We start from the raw sequence: 20,941 nt of genomic DNA, 5'->3' as shown, positions 1-20,941 counted from the left end.
GTTTGTATCAACCTTAAGTGGACGCTACCACATTTTCATGCTTGGCGGTGAAATTTTTTTCATTGGGACTGCCTTCTGAATTGGAAGTGCCTAAGTCTGTGCAGTTGCTATAAAACTGCTTATTTTTCAATAATTTAAAAAGCCCGTGACGAGGATTGAACTCGTGACCTCACCCTTACCAAGGGTGTTCAAAATAACTGATTATCAAGGCTTTGAGCGATTAGCATAGTTGGGTTATGCAAGAACTATGCAACTTAGAGAATGTACGAGATTGGTAAGTCGTCGTCTAGAGTACCCAAGATTACCCCACGCAACAACAATGGCGGAATCATAATTAGGTTTCAATACCAAGGGAAGCCATACTCTGTCTCTCCTGGTGGTAAATAACGTAAGTTCAACAACATCAGAGCCATGCCACTGAGCATCAACGATGGTAATAATATTGTTGGGTAAAATTCCTTGTACTTGTGTGCCTTTTGTCAGATTCTCAAGCCTAACAACCATGTTGAAGTGTTTCCCTTGTGGCAGATTTTTCTAGCAATAAATTTCTACAGCTTTTAATAGCCAGGTATTGCTTGTTACGACCATAAGAGAAACTAAGATCATTATAAGTCAGTATATTTGCTGTTTTTGTCCTTGATAGCTGTAAATTTCATAAGGATGAGATTACTGCTGTATCAACGCTTGAATTAGGCGATCGCATTCTAACTACTGTGGGCGTTGAAGTGTGCTGTTGTAGAAATGGACTAAGCCGTGCGATCGCAATATCTCAAATATGTTGACTGGTTATTTTAAAACCAAAAGTTTAATCCAGCTTCCCAACGCCCAATTCGAGATCGGCTTTTCATCCTGCCATCTGTGTGCGGGTTGTACTCATTAACAATGTAGGCTACTAATACCATCTCTAAATTCTTGAGAGTCAGGCAAGCATCTTTATCAACGTTGTCTGGTCGTTTTTGAACATTTGAGCCTGTATATCCAGGAAGAATATTTAATACTTTAGAATTTACGCATTGACAGAAAAGCCAAAATGACAGGTATAGTTTTCAAGAGTTTTAGTTAGATTTTTGAATGATATTTTGGCGATCGCCAGCAATCCAAAGTGACATCCAAACTCCTGAAACAACGTATTTACGTTAATCCACAAGATGGTTCTTTTGTACAGTGCGTAAGTTCTACTTACATCTAAATTACTACCTTCAACTTCCAACTCTCGACCATCGCGGGTTATGTGGGTGAGTTTTTCTCCTGAGTAACCAGGACTACGTGCCTTATCTTTTGTTTCTTTTTCCTCAATATGTTTATCTAGAATTCTATAAATTGACTGGTGACTAGGATACTCACCTTTTTTTAGACCTTCTACCTTAGCTTTACCTTTAACTTACGACTAATAATTTATGAAACAGTTATTGAGAGATGTTTTTCCTAAAAATAAACAAAACCTTTGCCTAGCAAGTGTCTTACCTTTTAAACAACAACATTAATTTGTTAAATAACGACATTTAATTTGTGAATGTACACAGGTCAGAGGCGCGAAGAAGCACTTTTGCAAGAAGCTTCATGAGTTGCACCCACAAGAAAAAATGAAAATTTCTTTTGCCTACTCCTACTCCCTATTTTGAAGCTAGAGTTTTATTGCTCATTAGTTATATATTCCCTTGTCCCCTTGTTTCTCCATATCTTTATTCAGCCCTCTTGAATAGCACACTGATTTATGTTGGTTGATTGTAAGATTGGACTTGATATCAATATAGTAATTGTTCTATTAGCTGTATGAGAGTCGAGACCAGATTTTAAAAGTTGATATATTAATATCCTTCTATTTTGAATTACGTAAGTTTTACTTTGAACAGCAAGGTATTTGGAAACAATTTCTGCTACTTCTAAACCTACATAGCCACTATAACGCGATAAATTAGGAAGGTTAATAAATCCAATTAACATTAATTTTTTTGCGAAGTTGACATAAGTTTTATCTAAATCAAAATCAGTTTTTCTAGTTATGTCTGTAATTTATTGTATTCGTCACAGTAGGACTTACGCAACAACTCTGTGAAATTCTGATTTCTCCGTGTCCTCTGCGGTAGCCTGCGGCAAGCCGCTCCGCGTCTACGATTTTTCATTAAGAGTGCGTAAGTCCCATACAGTTCAAATAAGCTTGTTTTTCTTGCCGCTCAGTTCCCTGGCTTCACGAGTAAGTTCGCAAATCAAATCGGATTGCTCTATATGAATCCTGTAGCTCACCAAAAGTTGTGAAATAGCGATTCACAAAGCTAGACAGCACATGGGTTGAGGAGCATATATCTACGGCATTCTTTTTTCAAATTGGTATTACTTAAGTAAAATTTATTACTTATATAAATAAAAATTATTAGTTTGCACTTGAAAAAGTATTGCTTGTTTGTAACAAAGTTTGTTATATTTCTTTACATAAGTAAACAAAAATTTAAAAAATGTGTGAAACTACTCTAAAGCAATGGCTGTCATACCAAATTCTCCAAAGTCAAGCAGCAGATTCAAACTTCAAAGGCTAGATTTTGCTGAAACTTCTCAATGTGTGAATTTTGAATAGGTATTACTTAGCTGCACCTTGGTGAGTATGCAACTCTAAACCAAGTAAAGATTGTAGCTTTGGTAAAGCGATCGCAACTGCACTGATGTCATTGGTTAAGTGCCTTTGCTAGTCGCTAAACCTAACGAAGGACATTTCCAACGACTATCAATATGATAAGTGGAAGGCAGAAGGCTCCAAGGAAAAAGACTTATCCTGTCTAGTTTCTGGAGTTTGGGATTTGACATTTAATTCTGTCTACCTACTTAGTTAGATTTCCAGGTAAGAAATGAAGATTTGGAAGGCGGGCTGTATGGATGCTGATGAACTTCTCAAACGCTATTGTGCAGGAGAGAGAAATTTCACCCAGGTAAGCCTGCACTTGGTTAACCTCAGCGAGGTATGTCTAGCGGGAATAATTTTGGCTAGAGCTAACTTGGCAAATGCGAGTTTATCTCATGCCAACCTGCGCGGAGCAAATATGACTCAAGCAAATTTGACTGCGGTATCCCTCTGGAGAGCTGACCTGAGTGGAGCGAACCTGATTTGGGCAAACGTGAAGGCTGCTAACATGATTCGGGCAAATCTGAGTGGAGTGGATTTGCACAAGGGAAACCTTGTGAAAGCAGATTTACGGTTAGCAAATCTCTGTGACGCAGACCTGAGCGGTGCAAATTTGGCTGGAGCAGACTTGCGCTATGCCAATCTGAGCGGTGCAAATTTAGCTAGAGCAAACCTGAGTGGTGTCAATCTGACTGGGGCAAACTTGAGTAATGCAGACCTCAGTCACACCAATCTCGCCAAAGCTATGTTATTTAAAACCGATCTCAGTTACGTTGATTTCACAGAAATAGACCTGGCTCAAGTGGATTTGCATCAGTGCATTCTGAACGGAGTCACCTTACCGGAACGAAGCCTAATCAAGGTAGGTTAATCCGGCTGGGAATGGTAGGTAGTGGGGACAGTAAGTCGTTAGTACTGCCAATGCCCAAACTTAACGAGTAATTGTTTATTTTTACCAACCTAATTGCTAATGAGTGTCTCGAATTCCTTGTTGGAAGATTTGTGCCGAGTTCTACCGGATTTACAACCTCAAATCTATTTCAAGTCTTCGTTGACGGCTCTTTCTCATGCAATAGAAGACCTAGTACTGGTAGCAACAGATCAACCCCTAGTAATTGCCAATTTTCAGCAGGAGCGTTTTTATCGCCAGGAGATTCCTCGTTATGAAAAAATTGCTCTGCATACAGACCAAGTTTATGTATTAGCTGCACCAGAGAGCGACTTTGGTATGGTTTCAGTCCCTTATGCAACCATTCCTTTTGCTCCTGAAGACGAATTAGCTAGAGAATGGCATTTGATTGTAATTGGTCAGCTATATTCGGCGTGTTTGATTTGTCGAGAATACGCTTCACCTATAAATTCAGCGTCCATAGACCAAGCAAGGAAGTTTCAAGGAATTTGGACATTTGACCCCCATGTTTGTATTCAGGCCGCCCGCCTATTATTAGAGCGGATTCTCACTTATCGGCCAGAACTAGCCCCTAAAATCCAGCGAGCGCAAAGACGTTATCGACTGTTGAAGGAATCACAAGTCCAGATATCAGTAAATAACACATTAGCAATTGATTTTAGACTATTTGCCAATCGTTTAGTCAGATATCTACAAGCTAGTCAATACAAACAACTCAAAGCTTATCGCACCATAACTAGCAAAGAGCGCAAAGAGCGATCGATCAATGCCATCGCTACTGCTATTCGCCGCTCTTTGAATCCCGAAGAGATTTTAACTATTACTGTTAGAGAATTAGGTCAAGTTTTTAACCATTGTCGGTGTCTAGTTGATATTTATCAACCAGATAGTCAAAGACAGCCTATTATTTATGAATCAACAGCTCCAAGATTACCATCTTTAAAGGGGGAAGTTTGGACATTAGCAAGTCATCAGCTGTTTCAAACTGCTTTAATGCCAAGTCCAACTCCAGGTGAAAACCAATCGCAAACTGTAGTGATTGCTGATATCAACCAAGATTTTGGCTTACAGTCACATCCACAATTGAAAGCCCAATTGGTGCGCTGGCAAATCCGTGCTTGCTTGTTGGTATCGATTTGCTATCAAGGAACTTGGCTGGGAATGCTAGAACTACACAAACCAGAGGCTTATTTGTGGACAGAGGATGATGTAGCTTTAATAGAGGCCATCGCTACACAAGTTGGAGTTGCTTTAATGCAAGCACAGGCTTATGGCAACTTGAAAACTTTGAATCGTCAACTGGTAGACTTGGAACGCACCCAAAGTAATTTGATTGCGATCGTTGGTCATGAACTGCGTACTCCTTTATCCACCATCCGTGTTTGCTTAGAAAGTTTAATTACAGAACCAGAAATGCCGCTTGACTTACAGCAGACAATGTTACAAGCTGCTTTAGACGATGCCGATCGCTTACGCAAACTCATCCAAGATTTTATTACCTTGTCTCGCCTAGAGGGTGGATTAGTACGTTGGCAAATAGAGCCGATATCCCTTCAAGAATATCTAGATTTAGCCCTCAGTGGACTCGAATTGCGTCATAAATTACCTAAAATTGTTGTGGAATTGCCTCATTACTTACCACCAATCCAGGTAGATGGAGAAGGACTGATTGAAGTTTTAACAAAATTACTTGACAATGCCTGTAAATTTACTGATAAAAGTGGTCAAGTTACTATTCGTGCAGACTTATTAAATCCAGAAGAAGTTGACCAAGCCTTAGAAATATCTGCAAAAACATCTGTGTTAAAAGTTACTATTGCAGACACAGGTCGAGGTATTGAGCCGAGTCGGCTAGAAACTATCTTTGAGCGTTTTTATCAGGAAGAAGGATTTTTACAGCGCACTGTAGGTGGAGCCGGACTGGGTTTAGCAATTTGTCGTCGAATTATTGATAATTTAGGAGGGAAAATTTGGGCTGAGTCTCTAGGGAAAAATCAGGGTAGCAAGTTTCATTTTACCCTTCCAGTTGCAGTACCTATTTCTTAATCAAGACTTAATACCAATTTTGGATTTTAGATATTTCGATAGACTCAGTACAAGTTTGGAATTTTGAAAAAACCTTTGCTAAAAAGCTGTTTACAAAAATTTTAAACAATACTTTCTATACCAAATTGGTATAGAAATTTTAATAATAAGTTATTACCTAAATTTGATACAGTAATCCTATTTGATTTTTGAAGAAATTCCGTATACTTTAGTCTTTTATAACCCTATTGCCTATTTATTGCCTCTTGCCAGATTACTTCATTAATTAAATTTGACTGCTATATGTTACTTCATTTAACAGTTGTGTTCTCTGCATTTCTATAGTTAAATCAATTATGTCTTAACCACAGAAGCACAGAGAACACTGAATCAAGAGAAATTTTCAGATAGGGCGTAAACTTGGAATGTTTTATTTCACATTCTTGCAAGAGCAGCCACTTTGGTGATTTTATCTTTGTCAAGTTCGTTTAATTCATCAAGAGCTAACCAGCCCTCTTTGACTAACCTAGCAAACACAAAGATTAGTACGGAATATCTGTAGTCGTACTTCCCATCTATGTCATGTCTTCTTGCACTTAAAAAGTCATGTAAGCGCCACATATCATCAATTTCTGCGATCGCACTTGCTCTGTCACGAACTTCTTCGATCAAAGCACTGATTTCTCTTTCGTAGGCTCTTTTAAAAACTGTTTCAGCCAATTGTTTTTCTGCTGTAGACCACTCTGTGTCGCTCACTTGCATTATCAAACCTAGAATATTATCGTTCCAGTCATTTTATATTGAGTTGCATGTTTTACTCCACAATAGGGGAACGCCCTGCATTACAGAGCGTTCGCACCAATTTGTCACAATTTACTCAAATTGAGTATGTTTCTAACGAACTAAGTTTAATAGTTCTTTGGGAGATGCCAGCAAATCAATAGCTACAAAGAAAATTTTATTATCAGGAGTTAGCAGGAATCTCCAAGCCATATTCATACCCACAGCAGCACCAAACCAAGGAGTTTGGACTTTGCCGGTGACTTTCACTTGGGTAAAACCATCTTCAGCAGGTTCAACTACTCCTCTCTCTGGGATTAACTTGAGGTTTTGACAATCTTCTCTAAAAAACCGTAGGACACCTTCTTTACCAACTATCGGTCTCTGGAAGGGAGGTTGCAGGGCACCATCAGATGTGAATAATTCAATCAGTGCATCAAAATCGTTAGCGTTAAGGTTATTCATATAACTTAACACTATTGGGTTATCAACGCCTTCAATAGTGACTTGAGTTCGCTGTGATATCTCTTTAGGAACAACAACAGGCTCGGAAACTCTTTTTTGACCATCCAATTTATTTGGGTCAAATCCCATATCAACTACAGAATTACGCAAGACTGTAATTTGCTGACCTGCATCAAGTTCCCTAATTGCTTGCAGAACAGCAGCAGCATTAGCAGAGAGCTTATACCCTTGGGGAATTGGTGCAACAATCCCTTGATCCATCCATTTCCCTAACTGATACCAGAAACCTAGTTTGATGTTTGCAGACCAAACCGCGTATGTGCGGGTAATTGGCGTATCTGCTCGGTTTGCCAGATCGCACATCACTTGTGATTGCTCGGTAAAAGACATTTGCCGAATTTGATTCAATGTCCCCTCAGCAAATTGCATACTTGCAGCTCCAGGAGCCGCAATAGTGATTGTCTTGCCCATTTCCAGGTAAGCAAACCAAATTAGTGCAAGCTGATCTTCAGCACTGAGCTGATTAAATCTTGCTATTGTTGCAGGTACAACATCAGCCGCTAATGTGTTGGGAAAGATACCACGAGCTGAATCAATGGTAAATGGCATATTGCAGTTCTACCTTACTAGATTGGTAACTAAAAAAAGTTCAAACAAAAGTTTTTACAGGATGAAGCAGCACCTCATATATCCGAGAATATCACAAAACTTAACTAAAAGATACAAAAGTTTAAATGACAATCATAAATATAAGCCTACTCATGGCTAGAAGGTAATCCTGAAGGCTACTTGGAGAGTAAAAGATATCTGCGCTCCTTTGACATACGTGAGTAAGCTGTTCTGCATTTAAGTAGCACTGAGATTGTTGACTGTTAACCGTTAACTGTCAACAACCACGCTAGTTTATACTTTTTTAGCGCGCATTAGCTTAGAAGGCGATCGCACACCCCACACTCCACTAAACTGGAAAGTAAGATGTCGGGATAAGTCTATGAACGCTACAACAGTTGCCTTACCTTCTATCCTCAAATTGAAAATTGACTTGACTGACGAGCAATTTTTCCAAATGTGTCAGCAAAACCGCGATTATAGATTTGAGCGCACAGCATCAGGAGCGCTCAATTAGGCTGGTTAATCGACCTCAAAAACAAGCGCGTAGAAATTTATTGTCCAGGTAAAAATGTAGAAATCTTAAACAATCCCACTAGTTTATGCGGGGAAAATATCCTACCTGGATTTGTATTGAATTTACAGAATATACTTTAATTTTATAGATTAACAAATACATGCCGCATTTGAAAACGACTTTCTTCCCAAAGTGGTTGCAAAGCCTGTTTCGCAGCATTTAACTGAGCTTGGGAGAAACTAATTTTTCCGTTTTCTATTATCCAGATAAATGTCCGAGTTATTAAATCTGCTGGAAAACTATTTTCATATTTATTGTGATTTATTTTTGCTACTTGCTCCTCTAAACAATTAATTGCATATTTAAAATTATATTGCCTACAGTTATCAAGCATCTCTGTTTGTGTATTCTTCCATTGAACCGCAAGCAAATTTCTGATAATGTAGTCTATACCTATGATTGAGGAATCAGTATTGCGGATTAAATCTGTAAATGTTTGATAATAAGATTGTAAAAGTGTAGCCGGAATATTTGTTTTAGATATATGCAACCAAGACTGAATGTCGCGAAGGTAAGGTAATAAATCTTTAATTTCGTTAATTTGTTTAATTTCAAGGCGATCGCCTTTATAATTTATAATTTCAGCTAGTAATTCACTTTTAGATAGTTGAAATTTTTGTAAATAATAACTAATTACTTGGGGAATATATTTTTCTAATAACCAGTGCTTCGTATATCTAGCTGTCCAGGTTCCTTTTACTCCGATATCTTGCTGCCAGTAAGTAACTTTTCCTTTTTCCATAGATTGTAAATAAACATCATTTATTTTATATAAAATATTAATTTTATTATTGCTTGTTAATGATAAATGATTATCAATTTTAGGCAAAATAAACGCATGATCGCGAATTCCTCGACTCACTCGAATTGAAATATCTTCACGATTAAATAAATGCCATTCAGACTTGCCTTTACTATAATCAAACTCATCAGCAAATTGCAGCATTAACTTCCATAACTTTTCACCTACAGAAAATAAGATAAAACCCCGAAAATTTGCAACCTCTACAAATTCAAAATCCCACGTCTCCAAAGAATTTTCAAATTCAATTATTGATTTCTTGTATTCTTGACAAACTACATCAACACAAAAGCATAAATCTAATGCCTCTAATTCAGATAAAATTAGCGTTATTTTTCCTAAATTTACCTGAAAAATATCTGTATCTAATTGTTTTAAAAATAAACGACAACTCCAATCTGGCTTGGTGTTTAATCCAATCATTAATTGATTTAAAATATCTTGATGGCTTAAGGTAATTTTCAAATTCCTGAAAATGATGTTGCTAAAGTCTATTTCACAATTTCCTTCTGCAAAAGCTTTGGGTAAATTACAGGCGATCGCTACTTTCGGTCGCACAACAACCAAGCGATAATCTTCTCGTTTGATTGAAGGTTCAAAATTAGATGTTTCTAAAAAATCCTGTAAATCTGGATAGCGTCTGATAATTTTTTCGATTAAATTATATTTAGCATTTCTCCAAAGATTATTCATTTTATAAATTGCTTAATTAATTCTGAAATGGACATGAAATAATCTACCTGATTGTATTCTCATACTTAACAATTTATCAAGTAATTTTAGATTATATGGTAATTAGCAATACTTTAGTAACAGTTATCGATATAATCTTCAGTGACATGTACTTAAAAATATTTATTATATCTGTAGTCTTTTAGACAAGTTACGCAAACAATTGACCGTTGACCGTTAACTGTCAACAGTTAACAACTTTTGTGATAACCACTTGTGTTTTGAAGAAAAAACCCTACTGTTAATTAACGGTAGGGTTAGTTAATTTATTGTGTCGTTTTCTCAAGCTGATTAATTCATACTAAGTTGCGGTTAAAGATAGTAACAGGACTTACACAAGTGTCACAAAAAATCAATTTTTTTTGCTTGTAGTAAGGACTTTAGTCCTTATTAGAGGAATAAAGTCCTTACTACAAACTTAAAATAATATGCCAATTGCGTAAGTCCTAAGTAACTTGGGTTAGAAGTGGGGAGTGAGAAGATTCTGTTTAAAAGTAACTTAGTATCAGCCAGTATTTGAATCGTAAACATTCCCAGATGTGATAGACAATATAATTTATACCTTCAATTTTTTGTTGACTAGCTTGGGTTTTGTTGTTGTGGTTACGTAGATAACTACACAATCAAAATACAGTATTCCGGATTTTGCTCGAAATACATTCACTAAGTCAGTGAAAAAAATTCAATCTATGAGATTTGGCGCATGAACTTGCAAATTCATCTGCTGATGACGCACAGTTAACCAAGGCTGTTCTAAACCTATTTCAGAAAAAGGACTTGCAGCAGGGATTTGTAAGTGAGAATTAATCAAACCCAAGAAAGACTTAAATTCAATGGAGAATATGAGTAAATCACTACCCTTGATGCTGAAAGCAGACACGCCTAATTGCAAAGGCCATGCCCAACTTTGTTGATTATAGTTAAAACTACAAAATTTCTGGTTTCCCTGATGCACGCTAGCATATTCTCTTTCTAGGGTGAACTCAGCTAGTTCCTTTGGTAACCCCCAAATTTCTCGACCACCAGCTACGGAATCAGCATTATCCACATAAATGTGCGAAATCCAAGGGCCGATTTTCCTTTGGCGATGAACCAAAGCCGGGGCAATAATTAACTCACTATACTCCAATACCGAGCCAGACCCATAATTAGCCAAATATACACTACCAATGGTTTTACCAGGCCACACAGAAATAATTTCTAGTTCCGAAGGAATCAAAGGGCGCACTCGGTTAATATTTACCAAATGCAGAGTTTGGATAGCGTAGCCTTGAAGTGTCCAAGGTGCTTGAGGATAAGGCATAAGAAGGTTAGGAGTTAAGAGTTAAAAGTGAGGAGTTAGGAGTTAAGACGCAATTAACTTTGTCTGTACAAGAATTAAGAGTTAAAAGTGAGGATTTAAAAATAAAGTTGAAAATTTTCAATTAAGAATTAGTAATATTATTTCTAACTCCTAACTCCTAACTCCTAACTCTAACTCTCAACTTCTAAACTTCTAACTCCTAACTTATTAAAAAAAATCCCACCCAAGAAAAACCTTGGATGGTTAATATGAAGTGGGGCAAAATAATCTTCCCGAAAAAATAGGAGAATTATTTGCTTTCTGTAAAATCAGCGTCAATTACATCATCACCACCACTAGCAGAAGAAGAACCGCCATCTTGAGGTTCAGCGCCAGGAGTAGCACCGCCACCAGCTTGTTGATAGATGTTGCTACCAACGGCGAACAAGGCTTGTTGCAATTCTGGGGTCAGTTTCTTGATTTGTTCATCGTCTTCTTTAGCAATTGCTTCCCGCAGTTCTTTCACCAAACCATCGACTTTGGCCTTGTCAGCGGCGGGAACTTTATCGCCCAATTCTTGTAGCTGCTTTTCAGCTTGGTATGCTAAAGAATCGGCTTGGTTCTTGCGTTCGATTTTCTCACGGCGTTCTTTGTCACTTGAGGCGTTTTGTTCGGCTTCTCTCACCATCCGGTCAACATCATTTTTATCCAGTGTGGAAGCGCCAGTGATGCTGATGGACTGTTCTTTACCAGTACCTTTGTCTTTAGCGGTGACGTTGAGAATACCGTTAGCGTCGATGTCGAATACGACTTCAATTTGAGGGACGCCACGTGGTGCGGGAGGAATTCCATCAAGGCGGAAGGTTCCCAAACTCTTGTTATCAGCAGAGAATTCGCGTTCGCCTTGGAGGACGTGAATTTCTACGTTGGTTTGACCATCCACAGCGGTGGAGAATACTTCAGATTTCTTGGTGGGAATTGTGGTGTTGCGGGGGATAATTTTGGTCATCACGCCGCCCAATGTTTCCACACCCAAAGATAGAGGTGTTACATCTAACAGCAAGATACCAGTAACATCACCAGCTAATACCCCTGCTTGAATTGCTGCGCCTACTGCCACAACTTCATCAGGGTTAACGCTTTGGTTGGGGTCTTTACCCAATACCTGCTTCACAATCTGTTGGACTGCGGGAATGCGGGTAGAACCACCAACTAACACGACTTCATCAATATCGCTCTTGCTTAACTTGGCATCCCGGAGAGCGTTTTCTACAGGGATACGGCAACGGTCGATTAAGTCAGAGCAAAGTTCTTCAAATTTAGCGCGGGTGAGGGTTGTATCCAGGTGCTTTGGCCCGTCCTGGGTAGCGGTGATGAATGGCAGGTTAATTTCTGCTTGGGTGACGCTAGAAAGTTCAATTTTGGCCTTCTCTGCGGCTTCAGTCAGACGTTGTAAAGCTTGCTTATCTTTGCGTAAATCAATGCCTTCGTCTTTTTTGAACTTTTCAGCTAAGAAGTCAACTATTTTCTTGTCGAAGTCGTCACCACCAAGGTGGGTATCACCAGATGTGGCTAACACTTCAAAAACTCCATCGCCTACTTCCAGCACGGATACGTCGAAGGTACCACCACCAAGGTCAAATACCAGAATTGTTTCGTTGCTCTTTTTGTCAAAACCGTAAGCTAGAGAAGCGGCTGTTGGTTCGTTGATAATCCGCAGAACTTCAATACCTGCAATTTTACCAGCGTCCTTTGTTGCTTGCCGTTGGGAGTCATTGAAGTATGCCGGAACTGTGATTACTGCTTGGGTTACAGTTTCACCCAGATATTTGCTAGCATCTTCAACCAGTTTGCGGAGAACTTGTGCAGAAATTTCTTCTGGAGCAAATTGCTTACCAGCGCCTGGTGAGTCTAGCTTGACATTGCCGCCGCTGCTAAGGACTTTGTAAGAAACTTCAGTAGTCTCCTTAGTTACTTCGTCAAAGCGGCGTCCAATAAAGCGCTTGACAGAGTAAAACGTATTTTCGGGGTTCATCACCGCTTGACGTTTGGCGATTTGACCAACCAAGCGATCGCCATTTTTGGCAAATGCAACCACTGATGGCGTTGTCCGAAAACCTTCCGCATTAGCAATAACTGTGGGTTTACCACCTTCCATCACTGCCACGCAGGAGTTCGTTGTACCTAAGTCAATTCCAACTACTTTTGCCATTTTAGGTGCTGGCTCCGTATAACTACAAATGAATGAATGAGAATATTAAGGACTAAATTTTCAACCAACAGGGTTAAGAAATCAGCCAGTTCAGCATTAATACCTTAATTTGGCTTTTTCTGGGGATTAAGACTCCAGACTATGCTGATATATATATTGAGATCCATGAAGGGTGGTTTACCGAACCTTTATTGGAACGGTTAAACTAACTCGATAGTTTTTAAGTTGATTCATGGATCGATTTGCTTTCACTTCGTCTAATGTATGAGAATTAATACTTTCAGTAATTAGGGTGAACCGTAACATCTGAGTGGTGTTTGCCGTCTTTGGAGGTAACAAATTACGGCATTAGTCATTAGTCGTTAGTCATTAGTCATTGGGCCTGGGGAAAGGGAAAGGGGTAAGGGGAAAAAGGGAAAGATGAAATTTATTCCTTTTTCCTTTAACCTTTAACCTTTTCCCCTGCCTCAAGAGCCTCCCTCCCCATCTCCCTACTCACTCAATCCCAGAAAAAAGACTTCCCCAGTCAATCGCAGCTGGTCTTTGTCCCTTATTGACTATTTCAAAAATTTTCCTAGAAGTATTTGGATAAAAAAGACACTCGACACAAGCGTTGGCTACGTCAATTCGGCTGGCATCACCAACAAGTGTATCTCCTGTACCAAGTACCACACCGTATTTACCGCCGGTTTTTGCCCTGAGGAGGGTGTTGAGGTCGTATGAAGTATAAGGCCCATCAATCAAACGTCCTGGGCGGATTATGGTGTAGGGTAATCCTGAATTAATGACGGACTCTTCACCCTTTTGTTTGGCATCCAAGACGCCGAATGCATTGAGAACGCTAAAAGGAAACTGATTTTTACGAAGAATTCCGCAGGAGGAGACGAAAACGAATCGCTGCAAATTTTGAGGTGCTGCTGCTACAAGATTGCTCGCACCTTCAGCATCGATTTTTGCTGGACTATTCTTTGCCTTTGCTTGGCTAGATTGGGGGTTAAGAAAAGTTAAACCCCATTCAATTAAGTTCGGAGATTGCTCAAACTCCCATCTAGTAGAGGGAAAGGCTGTGGTTCCAGTACAACATATAATTTGCGTGACATTTGATGTTGCTGCTGGTAGGGTCGCGGGTTGACGGGTATCACCAACAATGATTTCCACTTGCTGATTAAACATTTTTTCAGCTTTGGCGGCATCCCTTGTCAGAACGCGAACCCTAAGACCTTTTTCCAACAACTTGCCTACCACAAGTTGCCCTACTCCACCAGTAGCACCAGCAACTAGTACCAAATTCTCAACTGACGCTTCCAAAGAAGTCATAAAGTTTTCTTGAGATAGTCTATTGCTAATCTACTGAAAAATTAGGCAATGGCAAAAGTTAGTTGTTTTGAAGATATTAATTAAGGCAGTTGAATTTTAGAGCGATCGCTACTTTCTGCTATATTTAATAACTTGATCTAATCGAGGTAAGGCACTCACCGCTGATTCTCGAACATACGGATCGACAGTTTCATCGTCAGTCAATGCTGTCAGTACTTCTACTCCTCGGACATCACCCATCGAACCGAGTGCATTGACAATTGCCACAGCTACCGCAACGTTCTCTGTGGTTTTCAAAGCTTCAGTTAAAATTTCAAAGGCAGGAGAACCAATTTCACCCAAAGCCATCACAGATGCAATATATACAACACCATTTGTGTCATTGAGTGCTGTTTTTAATCCTTGCAAGCCCTCTTCTGGAAAAGTTACATCTGGATGGTTGGCGGCTACTTGTGCTAAAGCTTTGGCACAACTACCCCGAATGGTAGCGTTATCGCTATTGAGCAATGATTCTACCAGTGCTGGCACAGCATCTACACCAATAGCACCCAAAGCCTTTACCGCAGCTCGACGATAAGTCACATCTTCTTCATCTAAAATACTCATCAGTCGAGGAATAGTATTTTCATCGCGGACTTCGGCTAGTTGCCACATAGCTCGTTCCCGCAGATTTGGGTTGGGGTGTTTTAACTGTTCAAATAAAGAATCTGTCGTCATAATTAAAACTTAAGTTCTAGTCAAAAATAGTAATTTAAGCTGCGAGTAAGGAGTATAAATATTCTATTTGAACGCAACTTAGTATTACCCCTAACTCCTGACTCCTGAGTTCTGAATTCTTTCAATAACAACTGAGGGACTCTAAGCCGATTACTCAACCTTATATGGGCAAAGCAATAGACTGAGAGTCCCTAGTTTTAGAGTGCAACGGTCGCTCGGCTACTCAATTGGCCTACTATGACAAGGAGTTAATTGCGTAGTCAAGAAGAGCGCGGAACTCTGTCAACGCTTGAGGAGACAAGTCGCGAGGAGAGCAAGCGCGATCGCGAATGAAGGTCAAAGCGGTAACATAGGGAGCGGTGGGCAGACCCAAAGAGCGATATGTTTCGCGAGCGCCTGCAATTCCCCACTCATCCAATGGGCCGGTACCACCAACAACTAAGCTGTAGTTGATCAAGCGTAGGTAGTGCTTGATGTCGCGGAGGCACTTGTCTTTCTTAACTTGGGTGTCGCCAGCTTCACCTGCTTGAGTCAAGTAAGGATATTTCTTAAATGCGGCATCGTAACCTTCTTTAGCTACAGCATCGATGTTAGAAGCTAGTTTGTTAGCAGCTTCTAAACGAGCAGTAGCACGTTGAATGCTACCTTGAACGGATTCTAGGTCAGAGGTGGTGGGAAAACGACCTGCTGCATCAGCAGCTGAAACAACTGTGGTGATAACTGATTTCATTGCTTTTTATACTCCAGATGGGATTTGATCGGGTTTTGATTTCACTTCGTTGGGCTAAATAGCCGTTAACTGTGAGCTATTAGCTCAGAGCAGAAATAACGCGATCGAAGTAGCTAGCAGCTTCAGCAGCTAGAGCAGAGCAGTCGCCTTGGATAACTTCTAATTTGCGGAACTTAGAACCAGCGTTAGCTTCGGTGTTGGTGTTGGTGATGTGAGCAACAGCGATAGCTTTGAGGATTTGAATAGCACGTACAGTGGAGCTAATGGGAACTCCCAGAGCTGTGTAGGTTTCTTTCAATCCGTTGATAGCGCGATCGTCTAATACGGAAGAATCACCAGCTAACAATGCATAGGTTACATAGCGCAGGATGATTTCGGTATCACGCAGACAAGCAGCGTGGCGACGAGTGGGGTACAAGTTACCGCCGGGTTGAATCAAACCAGTGTTTTCGCAAGCAATTCCAGCAATAGCATCAGAAACAGCGCAGCTAGCGTTGCTAGCGATCGCATTTACAGCATCCAGACGCTTGTTACCCTCAGCAATAAAAGCTTTGAGAGCATCTAAGTCAGCACCACCAATAGCAGCACCTTTAGCATCTGCTGTAATTACAGCTCTGGAAAAAGCATCAAGAACCATGAGTTCTCCTTAATATTCACAAATGGCGGATATTATCTGTGGCCTAGTTTCGTCAGATGAACTGCGAGTAGCCAAAGTAAAACATAGGGGATTAGTAGTACCCTAGTCTTTTCTATGAGAGAGAAAGTAATAATCTGTAATATTTACTTTGGGCATGGGGCATTGGGCATTGGGCATGGAGATGAGGCAATACGGTTGGGTTAAAGGGGAAAGGGGAAAGGTTTCAAATACATCCTTTACCCTTTACCCCTTAACCTTTTCCCAGACCACAAGGGAAGTTCACACTGCTTATCCGAACCGTACTGGGAGAGGGGGGAGACAAGGGAGAAAGATTGCTACCTTGTCTTCCTTGTCCTCTTCCCATGCCCCATGCCCTATACCCCATGCCCCATACCTAAATATTCCATATCCAAAAAAATTAAGACTTATGCAGCCACAGCGTAAGTCTTAAGGAAAAATATTCTTTTTTGTCAGTGGCTTAGGCTTGTTTGAGCAGATGTTTAACCAAATTATCTTTCACCATCATCTGCCGTAAAACTTCTAACAAAAATTCCTGGGCTTCTTCTTGGCTCAAGTTCTTCACCTGGGCTTTCAAGTTTTGTAAGCGAAACTGTTGCTCTAAAGTTAATTCCATGGGAAATTCCATAAGATTCACTCCTCTAATTGACTGAATCGAAGGTGTTTGTTGTTACTGGTACTGTGAAGGCGTAGAGGTAGCATGTTGTATACATCACTTGAAAATAGTCTAGCATTGAGATATTAAAATGTCCACGTTGTCAAGTCATGAGAAATTAATATTATAAAAGTTTACATTTTTGCAAAAACATCCGGTTTGTTTTCCTTTGTCAGGAGTTTATTGAAGCAAAGCGCTGATGATTGTAATGTTTAGAATGTTTATATACCAATAACTTTAAAAACAAAAAGCAAAGTCAACATCATCCGCTGGAGTCAAAGGTAGGAGTCAGAAGATTGATAGACGCAATGGAATTTTTTCAGCTAAGCGCTGGCAAATGGCGATCGCAACGTGTAACTCATCACCTGGCGTTCAAGCGCTCAGAAACAGGAGAATCTGATATAGAAGTGGAAACTCTGGCAGCCGATCATCCAGAAATCATTGAACTGTGCCAGTATCATCAGATTGACCCCAGTCTTTCAATAGGGGGGTCGCGGGTGCGTTGGCTAGGCACAATGGCTTGGGATAGAGAAGGTGAGGAAAATCATCAAGGAAAAACCATATTTGCCATCGTGCCTGATGCTGATAACCCAAGGCAAGGCAAATTACTGCGAGAAAGAGGCTACGCGGAAATTGTACCTGTGGTCGGTCTTTTTCACATGGATGATGAAGATGGACTCGTGTTGACAACCGAATACGAAACAATGAGTTCCATTGAGCGATTTTGGTTCGGCGGCCCGAATATTAGATTGCGAAGCAGTACAGTGAAACGGTTTGGTGGGTTTAGCACTGCATCCTTTTGCACTGAAACCCGCATAGAGTCTTCTTTGGAAGTTTCCAATACACAAGAGGTGACTTCTAAACAACAGTTTTATTCCGTTTTAGGCTGGTGAATGATTCTGAAGCAGACCGATGCTTTTTATCGCGGGCAAAATTATCTGCGTCTGGTACAGGGATTTGCTCTAGAACCAGGTATGGTGGACGTATTCGATAAAGAGCGCGATCGCATTGCCATTTGCACTTGGATAGGCAAAAACATTAACAGCGTTAACGCTACTATCAACACCTATCTGGAAGCCTGTCATCAGTGCTTTCATCCCCAAGAACGCCCTCACATCCAAATTTTCGCAGTACCCATCGCTCAATCTTTCGGTATTGACGGTCTGTGCAACATTCTCACAAACCCAATCACCATTTTGGTAGATGTCGGTCGAGTTGCTCCCAAAGACTGGTTCGGTATCGTTGTTCATGAATACGCTCATGCCCATGTAGGAGACTATGGTCACAATCAACAGTTTGCTAACATTCTGTCTCATCTGTGTTTAGGACTGGGATTAGAACCACCTTATTGGGAAACCGGAATGGAACAAACCTTGCGTAGCTGGCCTTACTGTCAGTCAACTATAGATCCCTTGGAATTTTGGATCGGAAAAGGCAGTGGGAAAGTGGGGCATGGGGGAGGCAGTGCAGTCTTGGGGTCTCCCCCAGTGGAGCAACTGCCGTCATGGGGCATTGGGCATGGGTAAAAGGACAAGGGAGACAAGGAAGAAAAATTACAACTTTGTCCCCCCAGTCCCCAGTTCCCATTTATTAATTTATTTTGCGAAATGTTAAAAAATTTTGCCTCAGTTCAAAAAAGTGAAACTGAATCTCCTAATCTGAATTATGTGAACAAAGCTTCTACTTAAAATTTAGCTAAATCCAAAAAAACGCCATCCGGTAATAAATTTATAATCTGCGGTGGGGCATTTACTGGACTTGAAAGTCAGCTTCGGCATATCCTAAATACTAGTTGGATAGCTGAGAACTTTACACCGTATGCTTTGCAGAAAGTGTAGAAAAGGCCACAAAGTCATTAAACTGGAAGCCCCAGTCAGTGGCTAAGGCTAGGATTAGTCTCAATCCAGTGGATCGGCGCTATTTCTGACGAATACTTAAACACTTCTTGGTTAAGTTTCGTGAAACTTTATCAGAATCTCAGGTTCTGATCCAACTACGTCCCTTAATATGTGATTTAAAGTTGTTAACTTTAATTAAGAACATGGAGGCTTTAGAGTGGCAATTCCTCTGTTAGAATACGCACCTTCAAGTCAAAATCAGCGTGTAGCTGCATATGAAGTACCGGGTGACGAACAGCCCAGAATTTTTTCCACAGACAATCTGCTTTCTCCCTCAGATTTCGATGTTTTGATTGAAGCAGCATATCGTCAAATTTTCTTTCATGCGTTTGCTGCCGATCGCGAAACATATTTAGAGTCCCAACTCCGTAATGGACAAATTACAGTGCGGGACTTTATTCGTGGATTGGTACTTTCCAATACCTTTAAGAGAAGCTTTTACGACCTCAACAGCAACTACCGCTTTGTTGAGCAAGTAGTACAGCGAGTTCTAGGACGCGACGTATACAGCGAGCGGGAAAAAATCGCTTGGTCAATTGTAGTTGCTACCAAAGGTATCAAAGGCTTTATCGATCAAATACTCGACTCTGAAGAGTACCTGAGCAATTTCGGATACTCTACAGTACCTTACCAACGACGCCGAGTGCTGCCATCTCGCGCTGAAGGTGAGTTGCCTTTCAATATCAAATCTCCACGATATGACGATTACTACCGTTCCAAACTGGGCTTCCCCCAAATTATTTGGCAAGTGGAAGTACGTCGGTTCATCCCTCAAGAACAAAAGCCCAAAGCTGGCGATCCAGCCAATTTCTTGGCTTTGGCACAAAGTATCAATGCAACTGGCAATGCTCCACAAAGGGTTTCGTCATTCAACATCGATATTGACAAGGATGTACCTTATCGCCAACTAGCAGGAATCAAATAACGATTTTTGCTCAACGGCTAGCTAGTAGATCTATTTGATTATTTGATAGCGTGCATTAGTCCTGGGTTACGTAGGAGTTTCATTTAGGTATAACTAGTGAAACAGACTCTATTCCATGTCTAATGCACGCTAATCGTTTGTTTAAGGGAATAGGGAACAGGGAATAGGGAACAGGAAAAAAGGAATTTAGGGGTGTACTGAGTTTTTTCTCCAAATCAAATATGAGTTCTATAGCATCTAGAGTATGAAAAAAAATATAATACTAACGTTCTTTAGAGACTATACAATTATCATTACTAATAGTTACTTTATTAATCAGAAAATTTGAACAAGTTGCTAAAATATCATTGATTATTTGATTGGCAATATTTTCAAAATCTTGACTTTTTAAGTCGCGGACGCTATCACCATTTAAGTTAATAGAAACAGTTAGCATTTGAGAATTACTGCAAGACTCTTCATCATCTTCTTCTACTGGCGTTAAACCCAAATCAAATTCTTGACTCCAAGCTGGAAACTCTTTATCCATTTGTTGCCCGTAAATCTTGACTTTTTCAACAGATGCAGCCTTTAAATTACTTAATCCTCTACGGATAAATGCAACCCAGGTTTCCTGATTTGGTACTTCCGTAGATTCTAGTATTACCTCTAAGTAAGCATCCTTGAAAGCTACTTTTGCAGCGATCCCCTTTGGGAATAGATGGCGGTTCATTAAAGATGCGATCGCCTCCACATCTCCCTGTTTTGCAAGTTCCAGAATATTCAGCAGCGTCATAACCAGTAAAAGAGAAAATCCAAAAAAAATAACCTGATATTCTTAGGATTCCCCCAGGGGAGACTTAAGTAACATTATGATGCAACGTATCAACCAGGCAAAGCTTTAATGTCTAATATAAAAAAAGGAGTCAGAATTCACAATTGGTCAATTCCCAACTGAGGATTTCTCAGACTTCAAGACCATATAGCAGTCCGATTTGATTAATGAACTGATCTGTATAGGCAGGCAAGAGGCAATAGGGAATAGGCAACAGGGTTA

18 protein-coding genes and 1 pseudogene are annotated in these 20,941 nt (G+C 40.1%); 7 read left to right on the top strand and 12 right to left on the bottom strand.

From position 1 onward, the window contains the following. Positions 1 to 234: 234 nt before the first annotated feature. Entirely contained in the window at positions 235 to 504 is a 270-nt protein-coding gene (locus tag GNE10_RS15860; RefSeq protein ID WP_185565997.1) for a hypothetical protein, read from the bottom strand. Positions 505 to 2,840: 2,336 nt separating this feature from the next. Here GNE10_RS15860 and GNE10_RS15855 point away from each other — a divergent pair. Together GNE10_RS15855 and GNE10_RS15850 are read left to right on the top strand one after the other, a co-directional pair. Continuing rightward, positions 2,841 to 3,485: a pentapeptide repeat-containing protein gene (locus tag GNE10_RS15855; RefSeq protein ID WP_397325719.1), complete on the top strand. Its 645-nt coding sequence runs from the start codon at positions 2,841 to 2,843 to the stop codon at positions 3,483 to 3,485. A 99-nt stretch (positions 3,486 to 3,584) separates the two neighbouring features. Continuing rightward, entirely contained in the window at positions 3,585 to 5,570 is a 1,986-nt protein-coding gene (locus tag GNE10_RS15850) for a DICT sensory domain-containing protein (protein WP_185565996.1), read from the top strand. A gap of 414 nt (positions 5,571 to 5,984) precedes the next feature. Here the strand turns inward: GNE10_RS15850 and GNE10_RS15845 are convergent, their stop codons facing one another. Beyond that, positions 5,985 to 6,311, bottom strand: a complete 327-nt coding sequence (locus GNE10_RS15845) for a hypothetical protein (protein WP_199341896.1) — start codon at positions 6,309 to 6,311, stop codon at positions 5,985 to 5,987. A gap of 132 nt (positions 6,312 to 6,443) precedes the next feature. Beyond that, positions 6,444 to 7,403, bottom strand: a complete 960-nt coding sequence (locus GNE10_RS15840; RefSeq protein WP_099072855.1) for an orange carotenoid-binding protein — start codon at positions 7,401 to 7,403, stop codon at positions 6,444 to 6,446. 382 nt (positions 7,404 to 7,785) lie between these two features. Between GNE10_RS15840 and GNE10_RS36525 the strand changes: the two genes are divergently transcribed. Further along, positions 7,786 to 7,920, top strand: coding sequence for a hypothetical protein (locus GNE10_RS36525; protein ID WP_397325716.1), 135 nt, complete (start codon positions 7,786 to 7,788; stop codon positions 7,918 to 7,920). Further along, positions 7,911 to 8,060 (top strand): annotated as a pseudogene (locus GNE10_RS36520) (Uma2 family endonuclease); the annotation flags it as partial. The gene GNE10_RS36525 and the pseudogene GNE10_RS36520, both read left to right, overlap by 10 nt. A 2-nt stretch (positions 8,061 to 8,062) precedes the next feature. Here GNE10_RS36520 and GNE10_RS15830 read toward each other — a convergent pair. The 8 genes from GNE10_RS15830 to GNE10_RS15795 form a co-directional block, all read right to left on the bottom strand. Continuing rightward, positions 8,063 to 9,475 carry a hypothetical protein gene (locus tag GNE10_RS15830; protein ID WP_260446900.1) on the bottom strand — a complete coding sequence of 471 codons (1,413 nt, stop codon included), beginning with the start codon at positions 9,473 to 9,475 and terminating at the stop codon, positions 8,063 to 8,065. Positions 9,476 to 10,196: 721 nt separating this feature from the next. Beyond that, positions 10,197 to 10,817 (bottom strand): acetoacetate decarboxylase family protein, encoded by a 621-nt coding sequence (locus GNE10_RS15825; RefSeq protein ID WP_185565995.1) that lies wholly within the window; start codon positions 10,815 to 10,817, stop codon positions 10,197 to 10,199. Between the two features lie 289 nt (positions 10,818 to 11,106). Continuing rightward, positions 11,107 to 13,008, bottom strand: coding sequence for a molecular chaperone DnaK (gene dnaK, locus GNE10_RS15820; protein ID WP_099072331.1), 1,902 nt, complete (start codon positions 13,006 to 13,008; stop codon positions 11,107 to 11,109). A 495-nt stretch (positions 13,009 to 13,503) separates the two neighbouring features. Continuing rightward, positions 13,504 to 14,325: an SDR family oxidoreductase gene (locus tag GNE10_RS15815; protein WP_185565994.1), complete on the bottom strand. Its 822-nt coding sequence runs from the start codon at positions 14,323 to 14,325 to the stop codon at positions 13,504 to 13,506. Positions 14,326 to 14,433: 108 nt separating this feature from the next. Further along, a complete protein-coding gene (locus GNE10_RS15810; protein ID WP_185565993.1) occupies positions 14,434 to 15,042 on the bottom strand; it encodes a HEAT repeat domain-containing protein in 609 nt (202 codons plus the stop codon). A 235-nt stretch (positions 15,043 to 15,277) separates the two neighbouring features. After that, positions 15,278 to 15,772: a bleomycin hydrolase gene (locus GNE10_RS15805; protein WP_185565992.1), complete on the bottom strand. Its 495-nt coding sequence runs from the start codon at positions 15,770 to 15,772 to the stop codon at positions 15,278 to 15,280. A 79-nt stretch (positions 15,773 to 15,851) separates the two neighbouring features. Further along, positions 15,852 to 16,409: a bleomycin hydrolase gene (locus tag GNE10_RS15800; protein ID WP_099072337.1), complete on the bottom strand. Its 558-nt coding sequence runs from the start codon at positions 16,407 to 16,409 to the stop codon at positions 15,852 to 15,854. A gap of 478 nt (positions 16,410 to 16,887) precedes the next feature. Then, positions 16,888 to 17,055, bottom strand: coding sequence for an NblA/ycf18 family protein (locus tag GNE10_RS15795; RefSeq protein WP_099072338.1), 168 nt, complete (start codon positions 17,053 to 17,055; stop codon positions 16,888 to 16,890). A 326-nt stretch (positions 17,056 to 17,381) separates the two neighbouring features. Between GNE10_RS15795 and GNE10_RS15790 the strand changes: the two genes are divergently transcribed. From GNE10_RS15790 to GNE10_RS15780, 3 genes are all read left to right on the top strand, one after another. Continuing rightward, a complete protein-coding gene (locus GNE10_RS15790) occupies positions 17,382 to 17,975 on the top strand; it encodes a phycobiliprotein lyase (protein ID WP_185565998.1) in 594 nt (197 codons plus the stop codon). Beyond that, positions 17,976 to 18,608, top strand: a complete 633-nt coding sequence (locus GNE10_RS15785) for a hypothetical protein (protein WP_260446899.1) — start codon at positions 17,976 to 17,978, stop codon at positions 18,606 to 18,608. A gap of 529 nt (positions 18,609 to 19,137) precedes the next feature. Continuing rightward, entirely contained in the window at positions 19,138 to 19,905 is a 768-nt protein-coding gene (locus tag GNE10_RS15780) for a phycobilisome rod-core linker polypeptide (RefSeq protein WP_185565991.1), read from the top strand. A 262-nt stretch (positions 19,906 to 20,167) separates the two neighbouring features. Here the strand turns inward: GNE10_RS15780 and GNE10_RS15775 are convergent, their stop codons facing one another. Next, entirely contained in the window at positions 20,168 to 20,680 is a 513-nt protein-coding gene (locus GNE10_RS15775) for a hypothetical protein (RefSeq protein WP_099072340.1), read from the bottom strand. Between the last annotated feature and the right edge of the window lie 261 nt (positions 20,681 to 20,941).

It is taken from the genome of Nostoc sp. 2RC (assembly GCF_014222165.1).
GTDB classification, from domain to species: Bacteria; Cyanobacteriota; Cyanobacteriia; order Cyanobacteriales; family Nostocaceae; genus Nostoc; species Nostoc linckia.
Note: the sequence above shows the minus strand (reverse complement) of the source record. Positions and strands in the feature narration are given on the sequence as shown.